We start from the raw sequence: 20004 nt of genomic DNA on the forward strand, positions 1-20004 counted from the left end.
TTAGCTATTGAGCTAAAGATTGGCAAAGCTCGTCTTTGTGATCGCAGTCAAATGAGCCTACGTTTCTACCCGCTGCCGTAGCCAAAGCCGATGTCGGATAGTAATCAAAAGTAGTTCTTTTTCCTGCCACTCTAGCGATATATGTAGATGTTGCATTGGCATTGCCGTTCGTAACCAAAGTCCAGCCGTTCCTACCGCCATCTTTCATAGGATAGATAGGTTGCTGCAAAACGCCTTCAAAAAGAGTGGCATTGTCTGAACCCTCCAAAGCAGGCCACGTAGTCACGCCCCTCATCATATTCTCGCTTCTAACTAGAGAAAGTCCGCTTCTAATAGCAGCGATATCCCCACGCATCTTAGCGATCGTAGCATCATCGCGCGTAGCGGCTAATCTAGGCACCGCGATGCCCGCCAAAATACCTAAAACGACGATGACGAAAACAAGCTCTATCATCGTAAAAGCTTTTAAATTTTTCATGTTAAATCCTTTGATTTAAAGTAAGATGATTATAGCCAAATTTAAATAAAATTAATTTTAGTTAAAGAAAAAATCCTGCATTTTAAATGGAATTTTGTGAAATTTCATTAAATTCTGCGATTTTTTGTCCGAATTTTACGGACGTATCAGTCGGGGTTTCAAATTTCAAAAACTCGCTTTGCGCTACAAGTACGATCGTCGAGCCCAGCTCAAAATTTCCCAAATGATCGCCCTTTTTGAAGTTTAAATTTTCATATTCGTAAAGCGCCTCAGCTCTACTTGCGCATGCATTCGTTTGTATTCGCGCATCGAAATCAAATCTCATCTTGCCGACGTTTAAAGCACCCACGAAAACCATCCACAAAATCCCGCGGCTAGGCATTTTGCACTTCAAAATTACGCGCTCGTTTTTGGCGTAGAGGTTTGGAATCTTAAGTAAAAATTTCTTCGCCACGCTGTAGAGATCAGCGGGTATGTAAAGCGCCTGCAGCACGCTTAGATCGCACGGCGCGTGATAATGATGATAATCGCGCGGACTTAGATAGATGTTTGCGTAGCTTAAATTTACGCCCTTTGTATTTTCGCCGCCTTGGGCGTCCTCTGCGCTCGTTTCGCGGTTCGCACCGCTTTTATCGCTATAAATTTCAGCTCGCACGCCGCTCGCGACATAAGTTGCGCCGTTTTCGCCGCTTATGATTTTCACTTGCGCGGCGCCCGCCCCGTCATCTAAATTTTTAACCGCTCCGCCGCTTTCGCTTGCCGTAAACGTGCGCCCCAGCAGCTCGCTAAGGCTGTATTCGCAGCCTTTTACGCTAAAAGCTCGCATATCGGCGCAGCATCCGCTCTCAAAGATCACGCCGTCGCTAGGGCTTATGAAGGCTCGCTCGTCCGTCGCTATCTCGCGCGGACACAGCAAGCGGCGGGTAAAAAGCGCGTTTAGGCTCACGTAGCTTTGCGGCGGATCAAATTCGCTCATATCGATTTTAAAAAATTCTACATATTTGCGGTTGATAAAATTTTGTATAAATTTGGGGAATTTTACCGCGGCGATAACCCCAAAAATCCTCGAAATAAAACTTCTCATCTATGCCTTTCTAAGCTTAAGCAGCGCGATCTCTGCATCGGCAAAGACCCTTATCGGCGGGCCCCAAAACCCTACGCCGCTGCTTACGTAAATTTGCTTCAGCCCGTCGTTATACAGCCCGTAAAGATACTTCTGGCTAAGCAGCACCAAAAGCGTCCACGGAAAAATTTGCCCCGCGTGCGTGTGCCCGCAGATACACAGATCGACCTCGTCGCGCACGAAGTCCACGACGTATTTGGGCTGATGCGCGAGTAAAATTTTTGGTTTATCGGGGTTTGCCTGCGCTAGCGCAGCGTTTAGATCGGGCTGCATGTATCCGAAGCGAAAGCCGCTAAGATCGTGCACGCCCATTAAATTTAGCCCCTCAAATTCCACGCTTTCGTTTTGCAGCACGCGCACGCCCGCTTTTTGCATCGCCGCGATAAGTCCGCTTGCGTCGCCGCGGTAATACTCGTGGTTGCCCGTGACGAAAAAGATAGGTTTTTTAATCGCCTCAAGGGGCTGCAAAATATCCCCGAGTTCATCCGAGCGTAGATCAAACATATCGCCCACGATCAGCAGCGCGTCATAATTTAGCGAGTTTATCTGCGCTACGACGCCTTGCAAAAATTCCTTTTTCAAAAACTCACCCAGATGCACGTCCGAGATGACGGCAAAACTTAGCTCGCGAGCTAAGTTTTTGATTTTTATTTCGCGCTCGGTGATTTTTGGAATTTTTAGTGCATTATAAAGCCCCTTAAAAATATAGCTAAACGCCATTATTACAAAGGTTACGTCTATAAAGGTTTTTAAAAATTTCCGCCTGTTTTCGCTAAATTTAACCACATGCGCGGCTGCGCTTAGCACATCGTAAGCAAGGCAGATAAAAAAGAGCGAAAAGGACGCCGCCATGCAAAATACACATAGTTTATAGAGTAGCTCGTTTTTAAAGCTTCCATTAAGCCCAAAACCCACAAAAAATATCGCATCTAAAATCGCTAAAGCTACGCAAAGCAAAATCAGGGCAGGGCGAAACGTAGCGAAGCCTTTATATGGCGTAAAGCGCGCGCTGATCGATCTGTAGACGTAAAGATTAAAAAACAGAAATAAAACGGTGCCGACGATCGGAAAAATATAGGCGCTTTTCAAACTCTAGCCTTGGATATACTCATCCAGCTTATCTTTATCAAAGCCCGTGATTTCTTGCTTATCGTCCAAAATTAGCGCACCGCTCTTTTTAAATTTAGTGATCGTGCGCGAGAATGTCTCGGGGGTGACATTTAGAATTTTAGCTATTCTGGTGTATTTCGTGCTCATGAAAATATCAAAATTCTCGCTGATAAACTTAGCGATCTTGCCGTCGCAGTTAAGCACGACTTGATTATCAAAGACCGCATTTAGCGCACGGATCTTCTCAGACATCGATTTTAAAAGCTCCAGGCAAATCTTTGGATCGCTCATAAACTCGTTTTTAAATTTTTCATAATCGATCTTTAGCACCTCGCCGTTTGTCGAAAACACGCCGCTTGCAGGATAGCTCGTCTCTTCGAAATTTACCATCTCCGCCACGAGCGAGATGGGGCGGATCTCGCGCATATGGATCTCACGCCCCTTTGCGGAGGTTTTATAGATTTTTAAAATCCCTTTTAGCAGGATTAATAGATACTGCGAGCGCTCGCCCTCGAAAAACAAAATTTCGCCCTTTTTGTAGCTTTTATGGATGCTAATCTGCTCCAAACGATTGATTTGCGCTGTGCTTAGAGCTTTAAAATAAGGAATTCTCTCAAGCATCGCCGCGACCTATTTTTTAAGCAGGTCTCTTATCTCGGTAAGAAGTTTAATCTCTTCGCTAGGCTCGGCAGGTGCGGCAGGCTCTGGCGCAGGCTCGGCAGGCTTTTTAAGCTTATTGATCGCCTTGATCGCGCAGAATATACAAAACGCGATGATTATAAAATCGACCGTTACTTGGATAAACGAGCCGTAGTTTATCGTAACGGCCGGGGTCTGCCCCACCGCTTCTTTTAGCACGATCTTAAGATCGGTAAAATTCATGCCTCCCGTAAGAAGTCCTAAAACCGGCATCATGATGTCGCTTACGAGCGAGGTTACGATCTTGCCGAAAGCCCCGCCGATGACGACGCCCACCGCCATATCGATGACGTTGCCTTTCATTGCAAATTCTTTGAATTCCTGAATGAAACTCATATTGTCTCCTTAAATAAAATGCGCCGATATTAGCCTATTTTTGCTTTGTTTTTGCTTTTTATCAGGAAGTAAAAAGTATAATCCCAGCTTAAATTTAAACCCAAAGGACCTAAATTGTATCGCTTCGCTCCGTCGCCCACCGGCGATATGCATATCGGAAATTTACGCGCGGCTATTTTTAACTATATCTGCTCGCTGCAGGATAAAAGCGGCTTTATTTTACGCATCGAGGATACCGACACTGCGCGCAATATCGAAGGCAAAGATCAAGAGATCATCGAAATTTTAAAGCGCTTCGGCATTGAATGGCAGAGCCTGTATTATCAAAGCAAAAATTTAAAATTTCATCAGCAGTTTGCTGCCAAGCTGCTCGCCGAGAAAAAGGCGTTTTGCTGTTTTTGTAGCGAGGAGGAGCTTGAGGCGAAAAAGCAAGCCGCCAAAGACGCGGGAGAGGCGTATCGCTACGACGGGCACTGCGAGCATTTAAGCGACGAAGAAGTTCTAAGCAGCGAGAAGCCCTTTACTATTCGCCTTAAAAAGCCTGATCACGCGCTGGAATTTACCGACGCGATCAAAGGTCGTATCACATTTGAGCCGCAGAATATCGACAGCTTCGTCATTATGCGCGCGGACAAGACGCCAACTTATAACTTCGCCTGCGCCTGCGACGATATGATGCAGGGGGTGAGCTTCGTAATCCGCGGCGAAGATCACGTATCAAACACCCCGAAGCAAAACTGGATCCGCCAAAGCCTCGGCTACGACGGCGAGATCAAATACGCTCACCTGCCGATCATATTAAATTCCGAAGGCAAAAAGATGAGCAAGCGCGAGGATAGCTCCTCGGTAAAATGGCTGCTTCAAAGCGGCTACCTACCCGAGGCGATCGCGAACTATCTGATCCTGCTGGGCAACAAAACGCCGCGCGAGGTCTTTAGTATGGATGAGGCGGTGGAGTTTTTCGACATCGCTAAAATTTCAAAAAGCCCGGCTAAATTTGACGAGGACAAACTCGCCTTTATAAACCGCGAGCATATCAAAAGAGCGAGCGAGCAGCGCCTAGCGGAGCTTTTTGAGCTTGAGCCGAAATTTGCGCCTTTGATAAAATTTTACACTCAAGAAGCGAGCCTTATTCCGCAGATCAAAGAAAAGATCGCAGCGATCTACGGCGCGAAAGATATCCCACAGGAGTGGGCGACGCAGGCGCAGGCGCTACGAGAGGCGATCTTAAATTTATTAAGCTCAAACGGCGCAAGCGCGGAATTTAATGATTTCAAAGCGGCGCTTTCGCAGGCTACAAATTTAAAAGGCAAGAGCCTGTTTATGCCGCTTAGGTTTTTACTGGCCGGCGCGCCGCACGGGCCGGAGCTTAGCGAGCTGTATCCGCTGATCTGCGCCGATTTAAAGGAGATACTCGATGCTACTAAATAGCGTATTTTACGGCATTTTAGTGAGTATTCACTACGTGATTCAAGCTTATATGATGCTAATTTTCGTCGCCTGCGTTTTGAGTTTCATCCGCCCAAATCCGTTCGGTAAATTTTATAAAATCGTCCGCGCGATCTCTGCGCTTACGGAGCCTGCGTTTGCATTGGTGCGCCGCTATCTGCCTACGACTTTCGGCGGATTTGATCTTTCGCCGCTTCTTATCCTACTCGTGCTTAACTTCTTTGATAGCGCGATAATCTATATCATCAATAGGACGGTCATTTGAAAATATTTCTGAAATTTAGCCTTGTTTTAGGACTGCTGTGCGCCGTAAGTAGCGGTAAAATTTTAAGCTACGAGGAGATCAAAAACGAGCCAAAATCCCTAGCCAAGGACTATTACATCTATCGCCTAATAGATGAGACGAAATACAACAAAGCGGAGATTAAAATTTTAAAACAAAGTATCTTTCGCTACAAAGGCAAACTAAAAGAGAAGCTAGATAGAATTTTCGGCGCCATTCGCCCTCCTAAGCGTCCGGATCGCTGCGCAGGAGTAACGGCGGCGAATATTTTAGATGCAAATTTAACCTGCAAAAAGGCGCGCTCCTATCCAAATTTCATCGCCAAGCTAAGCCCGTCGGTACGCGAGACGCTCGCTTCGCAGCTACAAAGCTACCAAGACGCGGCAAGTAGAAACGCCGTAAATTTACTGCGCGGATTTAACGACGAAAATCCGAGCGAGTATTTTATGCAGAGCCGCAACGCGCAAAACTACTTTTTATATTACGACTACTTAAAAGGTGCGGGCAAAGACGCTCTAATCGACATCGACGCCGACGCAGCCTTCGTAAGCGAACTGGCTTCGCAAAAAGGCTTCAAAGCGGTTCTCAACGACGCGCTAATCAACCGCAAATACCCGCACTTGCGCCGCTCGCTCACGGGCGTCGATCCGCTAACCGCGGAGAAGGACGTAGCGTTTATGCTGGGCGTAAATGCCGTAATGCAGGGCGATGAAGGGGCTGCGCTTGCATTTTTTAGCCGCGCAGCAGCGAGCTTTGAGAAGCCTCACGACGTGCACAATGCGAAATTTTGGATCTACCTGCTAAATGGAGATCAAAACGTCTTGCACCAGCTTGCTAGCAGCGATTATTACAGCCTCTACGCGCTTTATGCTAAGGAGGTCTTAGGGGATAGGAATTTAAACATCATCATCCCAAACCCTGCTAAAAATTCCATCGAAGGCTACGATATCACCGATCCTTTCGCTTGGGTTCGCACGAAAAATAGCGCCGATAGAATGTCTCGCGAGCAGCTTTTAGAATTTGCAAAAAAATTCGACACCAAGCAAAGCATCGGCGAGTACTCATACATCATGAATAAAGCAAGCGGCGGCAAGGACAACTTCTATCCGACGCCGTTTATGGAATACATCGGTGACGGTGACAATCGCCGCAAGGCGCTAATTTTGGCACTCGCACGCCAAGAAAGCCGCTTCGTGCCCGCATCGGTATCTACGTCGTATGCACTTGGAATGATGCAATTTATGCCGTTTTTGGCTAACGAGATCGGCAAAAAGCAACTCAAAATCGACGGCTTCGATCAAGACGATATGTTCCGTCCGGAAGTCGCCTACCGCTTCGCTAACATCCATATCGACTGGCTGGAGCGCAAAATTTATAGCCCGGTTTTCATCGCATACGCTTACAACGGCGGGCTCGGGCTCGTCAAAAAGATGCTTCAGCGCGGCGATATGTTTAATAAGGGCAAATTTGAGCCGTGGCTTAGTATGGAGCTCGTGCCGTATGCCGAGAGCAGGGACTACGGTAAAAAGGTACTCGCAAACTTCATCATCTACTCGCAGATCCTAGATCCGCGCGCGAAAGTCTCGGTGCAACAGGAGCTACAAGATCTACTGATCCCCTCTCACAGCGATAACTTTCGCTAAAGCTAACGGCGGGTTCGGAGGATGATTTTAAAAAGCGGCGAGTGCAAAAGATAATTTTCAAATGCGGCGAGCGAGGAATTTTAAAAGCCGCCTCAACAAAAGCGCAAAATTTGCCCGCTAAGGGCTTAGACGGGCAGATCGAAACGGCGAAATTTTACCGCGCGAGTAGGAATGTGCTATAAAATCGTGCGGAATTTATTTTGGTTTCAGTGACAAAATTTTATCTCTTGATGCTAGCCAAAGGTTATTTCTGCCCTACACGAAAGGCCGCACGCCATGCAAATTATCGCGACCGCAGTTCTCATAGTAGCCGCCGTTTTGTGCGTATCGTCGTTTAAAGACGAAAAGAAACGCTCCGCAAATTTAGCGGCTTGCCTGTTTTTTATGGCGTTTGCGTATTGCATGCAATTCGGCGTAGGAGACGATAGCTACACCCGAGCGGGCGGCGCGGCGCTAATAGTCTTTTTTATCTTTGCGCTTGCTTTTTTCGAGCTTTATTTCTGGGGCGACGAGCTTTAAAATTCAAAATTCATTGAAATTTTATCGCGGCGTTCTGTGAGCGATTAAATTAGCGCCCGAGCGTAGAATTTTAAGTGGTGTGAAATCAAAATCGGGCGCTTTCTGCTATGAAATTTAAACAGATAAACTATCTACAGCTTACCCGACGCAAAGGCTGCGGCGGGTTTAAATTTAGCCTCTTTTGCGGCCCATTTGCGACGCTTTAAAATTTCGTAACTTCAGATATGCAAGCCGCTGTTTTAAAATTTCGGCAAGTTTTAAATTTTAAATTTGCGCTTGCCGACTGCGCCGTTTTAGCTAAATTAACCGCGCGGCGCAGAGCTCGCGAGCGCAAGATGATTTAATTTTACAATCTTAACTCCGCGCTCCGCGCGAGCTTCGGCGGAATAAAATTTAGCGATCAAATTGCTATTTAAAAAGCCCTTTGATCTTGCCAAAAAGCGACTTCTCACCGCCTGCGGAGGTTTCGTCTTCATGATCTTCCGCGGCGGAATTCTCACTGCCGTCTTCTATCGTATCGCCGCTGCACGGGACGGAATTCTCGCCGCTTGCCTTAATTGCGCCGCCGTCCGCTTCCATTGCACTGCCGGCGCCCGTCGCATTGGCGCCGCGCAAGGTAAAATTCTCTCTGACCATCCTAACGCCTCCGACTGCCTTGATGCACCCTATCGCCTCGCCGATCTGCCGTGCGGCGATTTCCGCGTAGATCAGCGCGCCCTGAGTATCGCAATTAAAAAGATTTGAAAACGACTCGGACCTATTAAGATCAATCGGATTGGGCTCAACCACCTCGGTAGCCTCAAGCAGCCCTACTTCAAGCTCGCGAGCCAAATTTAGCGCCTTTAAAAATACGGGCAAATTCTGCGCGTAAAACTCATCTATCGCCTCTTTTATCTCGCCGTCCGCTTCATAATCGCGCAGCAGCTTCTGCACGTTATCGGCATTTAGATACGCGCCGCAGCAGTAGTTTTCGACGATCTCGTTGTGAATTTGCCCGCTAAATTCCGCTAGAAATTCCGCCGGCAAAACCTCGTGCCAATCGCTTATGTAGGGTTTAAATTTAGAGCTTTGCTCCGCCAAAAAGCTAAACGCCGTGCCGCGCGTGTAAAAATACTCTCTAAAATAGCCCTGCGCCACGGCAAGGTGAAATCCGTGCGTTTTATTAAAAATCCCCTGCGTGCCGTACTGCAGCGCCGAGCGGAAGCCATCCGCGTATTTTTCTGCGTAAAATTCATCCACCCCCGCTTCGCGAGCGATTTGGGCGATAGCCTCAAAATCTCCCCTCTGCGCGAGCTTTAGCGGCTTAAAATACCACTGCGAAATTTCATCTTTGCCGATCGCATGGTAGCTTATGTCGTAACCCACCCTCTCTCCTTTAATCTTTCAGATCGATCTGCGGCTGCCAATACAGCGACTTTGAAACTTTACGAAATTTCATCGTGGCGCCCAGATCATTTGAGGTGCGGTAGCTAAGCACCAGCTCGTCCTTATCGCTCTTAGGCGCGGTGATCTTGTAGCGGCTCGCCCACGCGATCTTAAAAAGCTCCTTTTGCAAAAGCGGATCGCCGTCGCTCAGTGGCACTACGTTTGCGTTTGCGCCGTTGATCTGCACCGCGCGGATCTGAATCTCTTTAGGATAGGAGGTGAGCAAAAACACCTCGTCTCCAGCGGCGTTTCTAAGCTCGGGCGCGATGGGATTTAGATATGTAGCGACGCTTAAATATCGATCGCCCGCGCGCACCGATTCAAATTTTTGCGTGTAGGCCAAAAACTCGTTTTTAAGCGGATCGTGACGGGGATCGTTTGCGGAGCAGGAGTTTAAAAATAGCGCTAACGCAGCTAGGAGCGCGCCCTTTAGCAGGCCGTTTAGCGCGCCGCTAAAATCAAATTTCTTCATCGATCTTCCTTTGAAATTTTAGGCGCATTTTAACGAATTTTGCTTTTTAAAAGGCTAAATTCGCTACAATCTGCTCATCTTAAAAAGCCGGATTTTAAAAATGAAAAGACTTGTTATCGCATTTTCAGGCCCTTCCAACAGCGGCAAAACGACGCTAATTTGCAAGATCGCTAAAATTTTTATCGCTAGCGGACTGCGAACTGCGATCGTAAAGCACGATCCTGGCGATAAGGCGCGCTTTGACGTAGAGGGCAAGGACAGCGCCAAATTTAGCGAGCTCGGCGCCGAGACCGTCGTGATGAGCCCTACGCGGACGAGCTATTTTTCGCAGCGCTGTATGCAGATTGACGAGGTCGTGCGGATGCTTGGAGATTTCGATATCCTGCTCGTAGAGGGGCTAAAGACGCTACCGCTGCCGCGCATAAGCCTGTTTCGCGACAGGATCGATCCGGCGTATCTGCCATTTTCGGACGCGATCGCTTCAAATTTAAGCAGCGAGCAGATGGATAAATTTTGCCGCGTAAATTTCGACATCAACGACGCTGCGGGTATCAGCGAATGGATCTTAAAAAACGCCAAAAAAATGTAAAGGAAACAGAATGCAAGAGATCGTAAAATCAATCCAAAATATCGCGCTACAAATCGCCGAGGAGCTGAAATACGCTGACTTCGGCTACACCGATCATCACAACAGCACGGGCGATACGCAGCTCAAACTCGATGTAAAAAGCGACGCCATAATCGAGGCGGAATTTCGCAAAAATCCGCTCGTACGCGCCCTAATCAGCGAGGAGAAAGAGGAGGCGCTGGAGCTTCGAAAAGACGCGCGCCTAATCGTTGCCTACGATCCGCTCGACGGCTCGAGCTTGGTGGATGTAAATTTCGCCGTGGGCTCGATATTCGGCATCTACGAGGATGAAATTTCGCCCGCAAGCTTAAAAGCGGCGATCTATTGCATCTACGGACCGCGCCTTGAGATGGTCGTTTGCGAGGACGCGCCGAAGCTATACCGCCTAAATCGCGAGGGCAAATTTAGCTTCGTAAAAGACCTGCGCCTACAGCAAAAAGGCAAACTAAACGCCACGGGCGCGACGCAAAAGGGTTGGAATGAGCCGCACCGAAAGCTTGTGCGCACGCTGTTTGATGAGGGCTACCGCCTGCGATACAGCGGCGCGATGGTAAGCGACCTGCATCAAATTTTATTAAAAGGCGGCGGACTTTTCAGCTACCCCGCTACTAGCGATCATCCGCGCGGTAAGCTTCGCGTAACCTTCGAAGTGCTGCCGTTTGCATTCATATTCGAGCGCGCCGGAGGCGCCACCAGCGACGGCGAAAACGGCTCGCTTTTGCAGCTTAAAATCGAAAAGATCCATCAAAGCAGCCCTTGCTTTTTCGGCTCGAAGTACGAGATCGCGAAGATGCATGAAATTTACGGTGGTAAAAACTGATGGCGGATACCGAGGTCGCCGCGCCGCGCGACGTTTATGACGAAATTTTGGATAAAAGCTTAGCCGCTCTGCAAGCGTGCCAGGCGGAGCACAACCTCACCAGCTGCCTGGAGTGCGAGAAGCTGCTAGACTGCGCGGTGCGCGACAAATACGTCAAGGCGGTTTATGAGAGCATGTCGCACGGCGCGACGGGGGATTTTTCGTTTTAAATTTAGCTATTGCGACGCGACGAGGGATTTTTAGGAATTCGGGTAATAAATATACTACCGCCTTCCTCTTGCGTCGTGGGGTTTTGCAAAGCGAGCTTTGCGCGCAAGATCTCTGCAAACCAAGCTGCGGCGCGGAATTCGCTCTGCGGCGCGGAATTCGCTCTGCGGCGCGGAATTCGCTCTGCGGCGCAGATTTAATCCAGCGGCGCGCAGGTTCTTGCTTTGCAGTGTAAAATTTGCTCCGCTGCGAAACGATAAAATTTACGGCGCGATTTGGCGTCGCGGCGAGATATGCTCTGTGGCGCATCTGTTTTGCGGGCCAGGTTTTGGGGCAGCCGATAAAATTTAAATTGCGAGCGTAGCCAAATTACGGGCGTGCGGCTAAATTGTGAGTGCATGGCTAAATTTAAAGCGCACATACGGTTAATTCGGCGCGCGGCTAATTGAAGCGGACAAACGTTGATCTCGGGCTCCGCGGTCGGATTTTTAAAATTTGTGGATAAAATTTTAAGACAGGCGGAACGGCGAGATCGGAAGAGCGTATCCTTCGTTGAGTTTTTAAAATTTACGGATAAAATTTTAAGGCGCGAAATTTCGCTTCGTAAAATTTCGGCTGCGATTTATAAGCGTGGATATGCAAATGCCCAAAATCCGCAAAGCAAAATTTCGACGGGTTAAATTTTATCGCCGCGATCTTTAAATTTACGTGACTAAAACTTACCGACTTGCGCGAGCCGCCGTTCGTCACCGATCTTTCGCCGGTTTAAATTTTGCCTTGCGAAATTTGGCTCGCAAACTTAGCGGCTCAGCAAAACGGCAAATTTTGCCTCACAAAATTCGAGCCGTAAATTTAAAACGCAAATTTAAATCGCGATCCATGCGTTAAAATTTAAAAACTAAATTTGAAGTCTAGTGAGCGGGTCCACCGCACGAATGCTCGTATAAATTTCAAGCACATAATGCTCATATTGAAATTTTGCGACTGAGCGTGTATGTGAAGCGCTCGTTAAAATTTCAAAGCCGAGGCGCATGCAAGTGCATACGTCAAAAATTGTAGAGCCGAGCTCGCTATGACGCTCGCTTTAAAATTTCAAAGTTAAGGCGCGTATAGCGGCGTTTGCGTTAAATTTAAAACCGATCGGCGGTCGCGCGAAATTTCAGGCTGGTCTATTCGCAAAGCCACGTCCATAGGTTTTTTCGCAGCGCCGCGCGTTGAAATTTTTGAGCAGATTTGGGGGATGTAAGCAGAGGGATGCAGCCGTTCGTACAAGGGGTTTTGATGGGCCTAGGCGTTAGCGTGCCGATCGGCCCGGTAAACGTGCTGATAATGTCCTACGCGCTGCGAAGCTACACCAAGGCGCTGTGCTTGGGCCTCGGCGCCATGAGCGCGGACATGCTATATCTGGCGCTATCGGCATTCGGCATATCGCAGTTAGCCAAAATCCCGATCGTTTTTGCCTGCATATCGGTATTTGGCGCGTGCTTTTTGCTCTACACGGCGTACAAGATCTGGCATGGTGCGGCTAGCTCGGTGCAACCTGCAAGCGTCGAGGCTTGCTCAGGCGCGGCGCTTTACGGCAAAGGCTTTTTGATAAATTTACTAAATCCATACGTCATTATGTTTTGGCTCAGCGTCTCTGCCGGCACCGCGCGAGCAGATTTTGCGCTTGCTCTTGCGGGGCTTGTAAGCGGAATCTTAGCTTGGATCACGCTTTTTCCGCTTGCGATATATCTAGCCCGCAGCAAGCTTCCAAACATTGTAGTGCGGGCGTTTGCATATATCTCGGCATTTATTTTGGTATTTTTTGCACTAAAGCTTTTATACGCTATAATTTTTGCTAAAATTTAAACCAAAGGATGGCTTATGAAACCGATTGAAATTCTAAAAGAGCTCATCAAATTCCGCTCGCTCACGCCTAGCGACGACGGAGCTTTCAACTATGTCTCGATGCTGCTGGCAGACTTTAGCGAGGATAGATTCGAGCTAAACGGCGTAACTAACGCGATTTTTACCAAGCGCTTAGGGCTTGGTCCGCATCTGTGCTTTGCCGGGCACATCGACGTCGTGCCGCCTGGCGAAGGCTGGGCGAGCGATCCGTTTATGCCAGTAGAAGCGGATGGCTTTTTATACGGGCGCGGCGCGCAGGATATGAAAAGTGGCATCGCAGCGGCGATCTGCGCGCTAGCGGCGGCACGCGATTTTAAGGGCACGCTGAGCCTGCTGCTAACCAGCGATGAGGAGGGCGACGGCATCTACGGCACGCGCGAAATGCTTTCTAAATTGCGCGAGCAAGGTGCCCTACCCGACTTCGCAGTCGTTGCGGAGCCTACATGCGAAGTGCGCTTCGGAGATACCATTAAGATCGGCCGTCGCGGCTCGATTAACGGCATCCTCACACTCACGGGTATCGGCGGGCACGCAGCCTACCCAGATAAATGCATCAATCCTGTCCACATTTTGACGCCGGTTCTCGCAAGTCTTGCAGGGCATGATCTGGATGCGGGTAGCGAGGATTTCGCCCCGGCTAAGATAGTCATCACCGACATTCGCGGCGGTTCGCAGGTCGTAAACGTAACACCCAAGGACGTACGCGTGATGTTTAACGTTCGCGGTGGCGTAGGATTGGGGCTAGAGGACGCGCGAGACTACGTACTGAGGTTATTTGAGTTAGATGCAAAAGACGCGCTGTGCAGCGAAAGCGAATCCTGCGGCAAGCTAGAAATGAGCTGCACCGCGCAGCTACGAGCAGGCGCGTCGCTACACCTTGCGCTAAAAAGCTCCTCAAAGCCTTTTTTAACTCAGCGAAACTCCAAAATCGTGCAAAAACTAAGCGCTAGCGTGCAGAAGATCTGCGGCGCAGCAGCCGAGCTAAACACCGCAGGCGGCACGAGCGATGCGAGATACTTCGCGGAGTTTGGCGTGGAGACGGCGGAGTTTGGCGTGCGAAACGACACAATCCATCAGATCAACGAACGAGTAGAGATTAGCGACGTCGAAAATTTAGCTAAAATTTTTAGCGATCTAATAGAAAATTTTGGCTAATTTAAGAATTTGGCAAAGCTACGTAGATTTGATAAAAATTCTTCGTTCTACCAAGCTTTGCTGAATTTGCTGGGTTTTCGCTCGTAGTTGCTTGGCAAATTTTATCTTTGCCGTGCGTATTGCGTAGAAATTTCGCCCTGCGCCGCTTTTGCTAAGAATTTTTATCTACAGCACGCTTGCCACTTTTACAATTACTTTGCTATGCAACGTCGCTTTCAAAGGCGAGCTTCGCCGACGAACGCTACCGCTACTAGGAATTTTTTAAAAGAATACTGCTTTTGCGCGAATTTCAGCAAATAGCGCGGTCTTTGCGCAAAATTCATCTCGCTCTCTTTGCGTAGAATTTCATCTTCGTCAGGTGACTCTAGCGGCATACTGCTGTACTTTGCCGTCTCCGTGAAAAATTTTATCTTTGACGCGCCCGCTGCTTACGCAAGAAGCTTGGCTAGGACAATGCCGTTTCTGCTGGGATACCGCCCGCTTCGTGGATTTATAGAATTTTGCTTAGTCACGTTGCCGCTGAGATAAATTCTGCCCCGCTTACCGCTTCTGCGCGGATTTTAACCCTGCCTGACAAGCGCGATTTAAGAATTTTACTTTGCTTTGATACGGCAATGTGAAATTTTGTCCGTACGGCGTAGAACATAAAATTTTAACCTATGCAAAATTCCGCCTCAAAATTTACTATCCTTGCCTATCTGCACAAAAGGATCGACAAAATTTTGCTGCTTTACGCGCTGCCGCACTAAATGCATGCAAGATGAAAATTTATCGAAGGACTTCAGCGCAGAATTTCGCGAGGCTAAATTTTACCACCGCGAAAAATTTCAACCACTCATAGCAAGCATCTACGGCGCGATAAATTAAAATTAGGACTTGAAAGCAGGCTTAGCAGGCTTAGCAGGCTTAGCAGGCTTTGCTTCTTGCAAAATTTCAACTATCTTGGTCGCCGCAAAACTAGAAATTTACAAAATCGCTTTATGAAATTTCGCAGCATCTCGCGGTAAAATTTTAAAATCAGCGCCGTGCCTGCAAGGCATAATTTAACGGAATTTTACTTGCCAAATTTGGCTAAATTTTCTCTTTCGAAGTTTAGCAGCCACGCTTTGGTCGCTACGCCGCCCGCGCCGCTGTATCCTCCGAGCCCGCCCGCAGCTACGACGCGGTGGCACGGCACGATGATGGGAATTTTATTTTTGCCGTTTGCGCCGCCTACTGCGCGGCTTGCGTGCGGTCTGCCGATAGCCCGGGCTAGCTCGCCGTATGTTACGACCTCACCATAAGGGATCTCTAAAAGCGCGCTCCACACGGACTTTTGAAACTGCGTGCCGTTTTGGCTCAGTTTAACGCTAAAGCTTTCAAGCTCGCCCCTGAAATATGCGCCAAGCTCGTCGGTGCAAAGAATCAAATTCTTTCTTAAATCGCTAAGCCTTAAATCGCGTCCTTTATCATCCGCTGCACGCACAAAGCCGAATTTAAGCTCTGCGTCGTGTTTTTTAAAGATCTCATCATTGGACCCGCAGACAGAGCTTTTGACCCAGTCGATACTGCAGATCCCGATCTCGTCATCACAAATTTCAAGCATTCCAATAGGCGAATTAAAAAAGGCTTTTTGCATCTCAATCCTTTCAAATTTTTACTGGTTTGATCAAAAAAATTTTAAAAAGCGCTTGTTGCGGTGCGAGCTAAAGCTCGAAAACGATGGAATTTCATGCGGTAACGCGAATTTTTTAAAATTTACACGCGAGGCGCCGCAAAGCCTCTACTCAAACCGCATGATGTTTACTAAAACCCCGTCGAAAACGTCTTGCTTAAAAAGCTTGATCTCGCGCACGATATCTGCATTGTCGTCGTCGATGACGCCGTTTTTGACGAGGCTGTCCTCGATGAGCTTAAAGATAAAGGCGTGGTTGCTGACATCGGAGATGCCGCTTTTAAAGCCCATTTCAAGGCGTACCGGCACGCCTATGCGCACGCCGCGCAGATCCTTGGCGATGTAAAGATCAGCGATCGTGCGCACCATCTTTTTCGCCATTTGGTAGCTCGCCGTGGACGACAAAATATCATTAAGACCGAAATTCTCCATCAAAAGTGGAATACGAACGCGCGCCAAAACCCCTTCGCCAGGCTCGCTCGCGCTCTTTTTCAAAAACGAAATTTTAATCCTGTGCGCGATGCCTATGAAGCGCGGCTTAAGCTCGATGAGCCTAGCTCTAGGCGTTTGCGGTAGCGAGATAGGACGCGAGGTGCTTGCAATAGGCAGAGCCTGCGGACGCCCCGTCAGGCTCGCGCGCTCTTTCGTAGGCGCTTTGCGCGCAGGCTTGTCATAAAAATTTACTGGCTTAGTCGCAAAAGTTGATTCGCTCCCAAAAGCAGCAGACGCGGGCTCATCACCAAGCGCCCCCTCCGCCATAGAAGAAGCAAACGTAGAATTCTCGCCCGTTAACGCAGACTGCGCGGATTGCTCAAATTCGGGCGCAAATTTATTTCCTGCTTGCGGTGGCAAATTTAAAGGCTGCCACTCTTGTGTGGAGCTTTTCTGTGCTAAATTTTGCTCGTCGGAATTTTTTAGCGCGTAATTTTGCCCTTTTGCCAAAAATATTGAATCCTCACCGACTAAATTCTCATCTTGAGGCGCGAATTCCAAGGCATTTTCTGAGGCAAAATTTGCGGCACGGCGGCTAGCAAATTTAGCGCTTTGATTCTTGGAGAACTCGAAGCCTTGAGACTTGCAATCATTTGCGCACTTTATATCAAGCGCAGAATTTGCGAAGGTGGAATTTTTTGATGCAGAGCTTTGTGCCGTAGAATTTTTACTTCGTAAGTCCGTGCCCTGCTCTGCTACAAACGAATTTTCGGCTACAAAATTCTTCGTTTGCGCCGTAAAATTAGAATTTTGTGCCTCAAATGCGGAATCTTTCACGAGCGCAGAGCTTTGCGCGGAAATAAAATTTCGCGATGCAGGAATGAAGCTTTGCTCTTTGGCAGAATTCGCAGGCACAGAGCTTTGCGGCATAAATTTTTCACTCCTCGCATTTGCGCTCTCTTCGAAACTAGCGGCGAGCCCCACGCTAATGTCATCATGCGCAGTATCATTTTGCGAAATTAAATTCTCGCGCGTCGTATCCCACGCGGTATCTGCGCAAAATTCCGCCCGAGTTGCACCATAAAATTCTACTTGCGAAGCATCTTGAAATTCTGCTCGTGAAGCAAAATCTCGCGCACTCTGAGCGCTGCGCGCAGAAAAATCTCGCTCGCCGCGCCTTGCGTTTGTAGCATACGAAGTCTTTGCCAAGCTGCCGCCAGCCTCGGACGAAACCGCGCCCGAATCTCCGCCGCAAAAGCTACCAAAATCGCAGGCGCCGTCAAACTCCGCATAGCCATCTGCCGCGCGGAGACGATCTGCGCGGGCTTTCTTTTTGGGCGTAGAAGAGAGCGTGAGCCTACCTGCAAGCTCGCGTCCGCCGGAGTTTAAAATCCCAAAAATTCTAGCTCTAAAGCGCTCAAACTGCTCGCCACTGAGCGAAATTTTGTCGTTTAGGCTCTGCACGCCGAAGTCTGCAGCGGTAAAATTTACGATCGCTCCGTCCCTACTCGCGACGCGCACGCGACCTTTGACCGAGCCTTTTAGCTTAAAATCGCTGCCTGCGAGAATTTTTTTCATTAATTCCTTCGGATTGTAGGGCATTTTAGCGCTCGCCAAAAACCACTTCATTAAATTTAGCGACGAAGCTTAGCGGATTGACGCTCACGCCGTTGATCGCGATGCCGAAGTGCAGATGCGGGCCGCTGACTCTACCGCTCTCGCCCGAAAGCGCGATTTCATCGCCTTTGCGAACGTGATCGCCAAGCGTCACTTTGATCTCGCTTAGATGATAGTACTGCGAATAGATGCCGCCGCCGTGATCGATCACGACCGAACCGCCGGCGTAGTAGCGGTCTTTGGCGATGACTACAATGCCGTCGTTGGCAGCGCGCACCACAGTGCCTACCGCGGCACGATAATCGGTGCCGCTGTGATAGCTTTTAAGCTCGCCATTAAAGGTGCGGGCATTGCCGAACGCAGAGGTTATTTTGGAGTTTAAAGGCAGCTCAAACGGCGTCGAAAAAAGATAGCGCGGCGTGGTGATCGCATAGATCGCGTTGGCTTCATCGAGCTCTTTTTTGATACGTGCGGCGGCTTCTTTGGGCGGTTTAACCTTGCCCGGAGCGACGCTTAGAGCCTCTTTTTTATACTCGCCATTTTTCAAAGCGACGATCTGCTCGTGACTGCCGCTTTGATCTACTATTCGCAGCGCGAAATCTCCCTTAGCACGGTAATTCGCTGCTAAAACGGCGATTTTATCGCTAGAATTTGGCGCCTCGATGAGAGGGATTTTCTTTGAGCCAAAGCTCAACTCGGTTGTGCTTTTATCTAATTTTAAGATAACAACATCACCGTTTACTATGTCTAAAGCGAAAATTTTGATCGCCAAAAGTGCAAAAATAGCTAGAAATTTCATAAATTTTCCAAAATTCGTTATTTTTCATCAATTTTTTGTTAAAAATTAGCTAAAACAAATGAAATTGCTGTTATAATAACGAAAATTCAATTTTAAAAGGATTAAATGATGAAAAAGTTTTTGCTTCTAGCATCTGTTGCACTTTGCGGTCTTTTGCACGCGGACGTCGTGGCAAATCAAGAGGTTATAGCGGCGACTAACGTCGTTAGATCTTTCGTAGCGGCTAATAACTTCGGCACCGATGAGCGCTATCTAACCAGCGCCAAAGCCGTCGCAATCCTAACCGACGTAAAACGTTTAGCTGCGGGCGCATCGCTACAATACGGCGATGGAATTTTTAGCGTCAAAGGCGAGAACGGCGAGTGGAGTTCGCCGATTTTTATCAAATATAAAGGCTACGGCGTGGGCTTACAGGCAGGCTACGAGACGAGCGACATCGTGATGATCTTTCATACTACGAAGTCATATCAAGACATTTTTACCGGCACAGACACCCTTGAGATTAATGTAGGTGCTGCGGCAGGCGGCGTAGGTAGAAGAACAGGTCGCGCAACTGATCTGCCTGATATTTCTGCATGGATGGTAAGCCCGGGCGAGCAAACAGGCGTCTACCTAGGCGTATCGATCGACAACGGCAGAATCACTATCGACGATCAGCTAACTAACGACTTCTACGAGAGAATTTACGACTACGAGGACATCTTAAATGACTCTCCACGCGCGAATAAATACGCAAAAAGATGGAAAGAAGTGATGAGGAAATATTTTACAAACGGCGAGAAATACGGCGCTAGCAGCAGTGCGGCGATACCTGTAAATCACGTGCAGAAAAAATACCCTGATGGTAAGCCAATCATCTCAAACCGCTCTCCTAGAACTCATGCTAAGGCTACGCGAAGCAAAAAGGCTAAAAAAGCAAAATAAATTATCGAGCCAAGCCCCGTTTATGGGGCTTCTTGCTTTGGCTTTGCGTTGAGTTTGTGCAAGAGCGCTTAGACGTGAAATCGAAGCGCATAGGTTATTTTTAAAAAGATTTATTGATTCTTGACTAAAGTATTTTATTTAATTTTTATGAGTCATTGGATATATAAAGATCGATATAATTTTATGAAATTTAACGAAATTTTTATAAAATTTAATCAGTTTTTTATATTTTTATCACTACAATTACAGTTCTTGTCTCGTTAGCTCAGTTGGTAGAGCATCTGACTCTTAATCAGGCGGCCGTAGGTTCGAATCCTACACGGGACACCATCTATCAAATT

At 48.1% G+C, this 20004-nt stretch carries 23 protein-coding genes and 1 tRNA gene; 13 read left to right on the top strand and 11 right to left on the bottom strand.

Translation table 11 applies throughout. The features are described from left to right. Positions 1–4: 4 nt before the first annotated feature. The 5 genes from Q0274_RS10045 to mscL all read right to left on the bottom strand — a co-directional run bounded on the left by Q0274_RS10045 (position 5) and on the right by mscL (position 3746). A complete protein-coding gene (locus tag Q0274_RS10045) occupies positions 5–478 on the bottom strand; it encodes a prepilin-type N-terminal cleavage/methylation domain-containing protein (protein ID WP_298029409.1) in 474 nt (157 codons plus the stop codon). An 82-nt stretch (positions 479–560) separates the two neighbouring features. Next, the gene (gene asd / locus Q0274_RS10050; protein ID WP_297897751.1) at positions 561–1562 is read right to left on the bottom strand and encodes an archaetidylserine decarboxylase; all 1002 of its coding nucleotides are present in this window, start codon (positions 1560–1562) and stop codon (positions 561–563) included. Beyond that, positions 1563–2690, bottom strand: a complete 1128-nt coding sequence (locus tag Q0274_RS10055; protein ID WP_298029411.1) for a metallophosphoesterase — start codon at positions 2688–2690, stop codon at positions 1563–1565. A gap of 3 nt (positions 2691–2693) precedes the next feature. Then, positions 2694–3332: a Crp/Fnr family transcriptional regulator gene (locus tag Q0274_RS10060; protein ID WP_297897755.1), complete on the bottom strand. Its 639-nt coding sequence runs from the start codon at positions 3330–3332 to the stop codon at positions 2694–2696. Between the two features lie 9 nt (positions 3333–3341). Then, positions 3342–3746: a large-conductance mechanosensitive channel protein MscL gene (mscL, locus tag Q0274_RS10065; RefSeq protein WP_297897758.1), complete on the bottom strand. Its 405-nt coding sequence runs from the start codon at positions 3744–3746 to the stop codon at positions 3342–3344. 114 nt (positions 3747–3860) lie between these two features. Here mscL and gltX point away from each other — a divergent pair, with 114 nt between their 5' ends. The 5 genes from gltX to Q0274_RS10090 all read left to right on the top strand — a co-directional run bounded on the left by gltX (position 3861) and on the right by Q0274_RS10090 (position 7640). Beyond that, positions 3861–5177 carry a glutamate--tRNA ligase gene (gene gltX / locus Q0274_RS10070; RefSeq protein ID WP_298029413.1) on the top strand — a complete coding sequence of 439 codons (1317 nt, stop codon included), beginning with the start codon at positions 3861–3863 and terminating at the stop codon, positions 5175–5177. Further along, complete coding sequence (locus Q0274_RS10075; protein ID WP_297883309.1) at positions 5164–5460, top strand: YggT family protein; 297 nt, start codon at positions 5164–5166, stop codon at positions 5458–5460. Before gltX ends, Q0274_RS10075 begins: the two co-directional genes overlap by 14 nt. Next, positions 5457–7121, top strand: a complete 1665-nt coding sequence (locus Q0274_RS10080; RefSeq protein ID WP_298029415.1) for a lytic transglycosylase domain-containing protein — start codon at positions 5457–5459, stop codon at positions 7119–7121. The genes Q0274_RS10075 and Q0274_RS10080 overlap by 4 nt, the downstream gene beginning before the upstream one ends. A gap of 41 nt (positions 7122–7162) precedes the next feature. Beyond that, positions 7163–7303, top strand: a complete 141-nt coding sequence (locus Q0274_RS10085) for a hypothetical protein (RefSeq protein WP_298029416.1) — start codon at positions 7163–7165, stop codon at positions 7301–7303. Between the two features lie 94 nt (positions 7304–7397). Next, the gene (locus tag Q0274_RS10090) at positions 7398–7640 is read left to right on the top strand and encodes a hypothetical protein (RefSeq protein WP_298029418.1); all 243 of its coding nucleotides are present in this window, start codon (positions 7398–7400) and stop codon (positions 7638–7640) included. A 408-nt stretch (positions 7641–8048) separates the two neighbouring features. Here Q0274_RS10090 and Q0274_RS10095 read toward each other — a convergent pair whose 3' ends face one another. Further along, positions 8049–9005 carry a hypothetical protein gene (locus tag Q0274_RS10095; protein WP_298029420.1) on the bottom strand — a complete coding sequence of 319 codons (957 nt, stop codon included), beginning with the start codon at positions 9003–9005 and terminating at the stop codon, positions 8049–8051. Between the two features lie 10 nt (positions 9006–9015). Then, positions 9016–9537 carry a hypothetical protein gene (locus tag Q0274_RS10100; protein WP_298029422.1) on the bottom strand — a complete coding sequence of 174 codons (522 nt, stop codon included), beginning with the start codon at positions 9535–9537 and terminating at the stop codon, positions 9016–9018. A 100-nt stretch (positions 9538–9637) separates the two neighbouring features. Here Q0274_RS10100 and mobB point away from each other — a divergent pair, with 100 nt between their 5' ends. From mobB to dapE, 6 genes are all read left to right on the top strand, one after another. After that, the gene (gene mobB / locus Q0274_RS10105; RefSeq protein WP_298029424.1) at positions 9638–10126 is read left to right on the top strand and encodes a molybdopterin-guanine dinucleotide biosynthesis protein B; all 489 of its coding nucleotides are present in this window, start codon (positions 9638–9640) and stop codon (positions 10124–10126) included. 10 nt (positions 10127–10136) lie between these two features. Further along, positions 10137–10985 carry a class 1 fructose-bisphosphatase gene (locus Q0274_RS10110; protein WP_298029426.1) on the top strand — a complete coding sequence of 283 codons (849 nt, stop codon included), beginning with the start codon at positions 10137–10139 and terminating at the stop codon, positions 10983–10985. After that, on the top strand, positions 10985–11194 hold the full coding sequence (locus tag Q0274_RS10115) for a hypothetical protein (RefSeq protein WP_005872202.1): 210 nt from the start codon (positions 10985–10987) through the stop codon (positions 11192–11194). Before Q0274_RS10110 ends, Q0274_RS10115 begins: the two co-directional genes overlap by 1 nt. 459 nt (positions 11195–11653) lie before the next feature. Continuing rightward, positions 11654–11872 (top strand): hypothetical protein, encoded by a 219-nt coding sequence (locus Q0274_RS10120; RefSeq protein WP_298029428.1) that lies wholly within the window; start codon positions 11654–11656, stop codon positions 11870–11872. 574 nt (positions 11873–12446) lie between these two features. Further along, on the top strand, positions 12447–13043 hold the full coding sequence (locus tag Q0274_RS10125) for a LysE family translocator (RefSeq protein WP_298029429.1): 597 nt from the start codon (positions 12447–12449) through the stop codon (positions 13041–13043). 15 nt (positions 13044–13058) lie between these two features. After that, positions 13059–14237, top strand: a complete 1179-nt coding sequence (gene dapE, locus Q0274_RS10130) for a succinyl-diaminopimelate desuccinylase (protein WP_298029430.1) — start codon at positions 13059–13061, stop codon at positions 14235–14237. Positions 14238–14452: 215 nt separating this feature from the next. Here dapE and Q0274_RS10135 read toward each other — a convergent pair whose 3' ends face one another. The 4 genes from Q0274_RS10135 to Q0274_RS10150 form a co-directional block, all read right to left on the bottom strand. Further along, a complete protein-coding gene (locus tag Q0274_RS10135) occupies positions 14453–14611 on the bottom strand; it encodes a hypothetical protein (protein ID WP_298029432.1) in 159 nt (52 codons plus the stop codon). A gap of 680 nt (positions 14612–15291) precedes the next feature. Beyond that, the gene (locus Q0274_RS10140; protein WP_298029435.1) at positions 15292–15855 is read right to left on the bottom strand and encodes a methylated-DNA--[protein]-cysteine S-methyltransferase; all 564 of its coding nucleotides are present in this window, start codon (positions 15853–15855) and stop codon (positions 15292–15294) included. Between the two features lie 144 nt (positions 15856–15999). After that, positions 16000–17901 carry a hypothetical protein gene (locus tag Q0274_RS10145; protein WP_298029437.1) on the bottom strand — a complete coding sequence of 634 codons (1902 nt, stop codon included), beginning with the start codon at positions 17899–17901 and terminating at the stop codon, positions 16000–16002. Between the two features lie 25 nt (positions 17902–17926). Beyond that, positions 17927–18739, bottom strand: a complete 813-nt coding sequence (locus Q0274_RS10150; RefSeq protein WP_298029439.1) for a M23 family metallopeptidase — start codon at positions 18737–18739, stop codon at positions 17927–17929. Positions 18740–18847: 108 nt separating this feature from the next. Between Q0274_RS10150 and Q0274_RS10155 the strand changes: the two genes are divergently transcribed. Together Q0274_RS10155 and Q0274_RS10160 are read left to right on the top strand one after the other, a co-directional pair. Beyond that, positions 18848–19663, top strand: coding sequence for a lipid-binding SYLF domain-containing protein (locus tag Q0274_RS10155; protein ID WP_005872227.1), 816 nt, complete (start codon positions 18848–18850; stop codon positions 19661–19663). 254 nt (positions 19664–19917) lie between these two features. After that, positions 19918–19993 (top strand) — tRNA-Lys (locus Q0274_RS10160). Positions 19994–20004: the final 11 nt, after the last annotated feature.

This window comes from uncultured Campylobacter sp. (assembly GCF_937973075.1).
GTDB lineage: Bacteria > Campylobacterota > Campylobacteria > Campylobacterales > Campylobacteraceae > Campylobacter_B.

What these genes read in the sequence shown, in the direction of transcription:
- Q0274_RS10045 (WP_298029409.1), bottom strand. Translation starts at nt 478, where the DNA reads ATGAAAAATTTAAAAGCTTTTACGATGATAGAGCTTGTTTTCGTCATC.
- asd (WP_297897751.1), bottom strand. Translation starts at nt 1,562, where the DNA reads ATGAGAAGTTTTATTTCGAGGATTTTTGGGGTTATCGCCGCGGTAAAA.
- Q0274_RS10060 (WP_297897755.1), bottom strand. Translation starts at nt 3,332, where the DNA reads ATGCTTGAGAGAATTCCTTATTTTAAAGCTCTAAGCACAGCGCAAATC.
- mscL (WP_297897758.1), bottom strand. Translation starts at nt 3,746, where the DNA reads ATGAGTTTCATTCAGGAATTCAAAGAATTTGCAATGAAAGGCAACGTC.
- Q0274_RS10075 (WP_297883309.1), top strand. Translation starts at nt 5,164, where the DNA reads ATGCTACTAAATAGCGTATTTTACGGCATTTTAGTGAGTATTCACTAC.
- Q0274_RS10090 (WP_298029418.1), top strand. Translation starts at nt 7,398, where the DNA reads ATGCAAATTATCGCGACCGCAGTTCTCATAGTAGCCGCCGTTTTGTGC.
- Q0274_RS10100 (WP_298029422.1), bottom strand. Translation starts at nt 9,537, where the DNA reads ATGAAGAAATTTGATTTTAGCGGCGCGCTAAACGGCCTGCTAAAGGGC.
- mobB (WP_298029424.1), top strand. Translation starts at nt 9,638, where the DNA reads ATGAAAAGACTTGTTATCGCATTTTCAGGCCCTTCCAACAGCGGCAAA.
- Q0274_RS10110 (WP_298029426.1), top strand. Translation starts at nt 10,137, where the DNA reads ATGCAAGAGATCGTAAAATCAATCCAAAATATCGCGCTACAAATCGCC.
- Q0274_RS10115 (WP_005872202.1), top strand. Translation starts at nt 10,985, where the DNA reads ATGGCGGATACCGAGGTCGCCGCGCCGCGCGACGTTTATGACGAAATT.
- Q0274_RS10125 (WP_298029429.1), top strand. Translation starts at nt 12,447, where the DNA reads ATGCAGCCGTTCGTACAAGGGGTTTTGATGGGCCTAGGCGTTAGCGTG.
- dapE (WP_298029430.1), top strand. Translation starts at nt 13,059, where the DNA reads ATGAAACCGATTGAAATTCTAAAAGAGCTCATCAAATTCCGCTCGCTC.
- Q0274_RS10135 (WP_298029432.1), bottom strand. Translation starts at nt 14,611, where the DNA reads ATGCCGCTAGAGTCACCTGACGAAGATGAAATTCTACGCAAAGAGAGC.
- Q0274_RS10140 (WP_298029435.1), bottom strand. Translation starts at nt 15,855, where the DNA reads ATGCAAAAAGCCTTTTTTAATTCGCCTATTGGAATGCTTGAAATTTGT.
- Q0274_RS10145 (WP_298029437.1), bottom strand. Translation starts at nt 17,901, where the DNA reads ATGAAAAAAATTCTCGCAGGCAGCGATTTTAAGCTAAAAGGCTCGGTC.
- Q0274_RS10150 (WP_298029439.1), bottom strand. Translation starts at nt 18,739, where the DNA reads ATGAAATTTCTAGCTATTTTTGCACTTTTGGCGATCAAAATTTTCGCT.
- Q0274_RS10155 (WP_005872227.1), top strand. Translation starts at nt 18,848, where the DNA reads ATGAAAAAGTTTTTGCTTCTAGCATCTGTTGCACTTTGCGGTCTTTTG.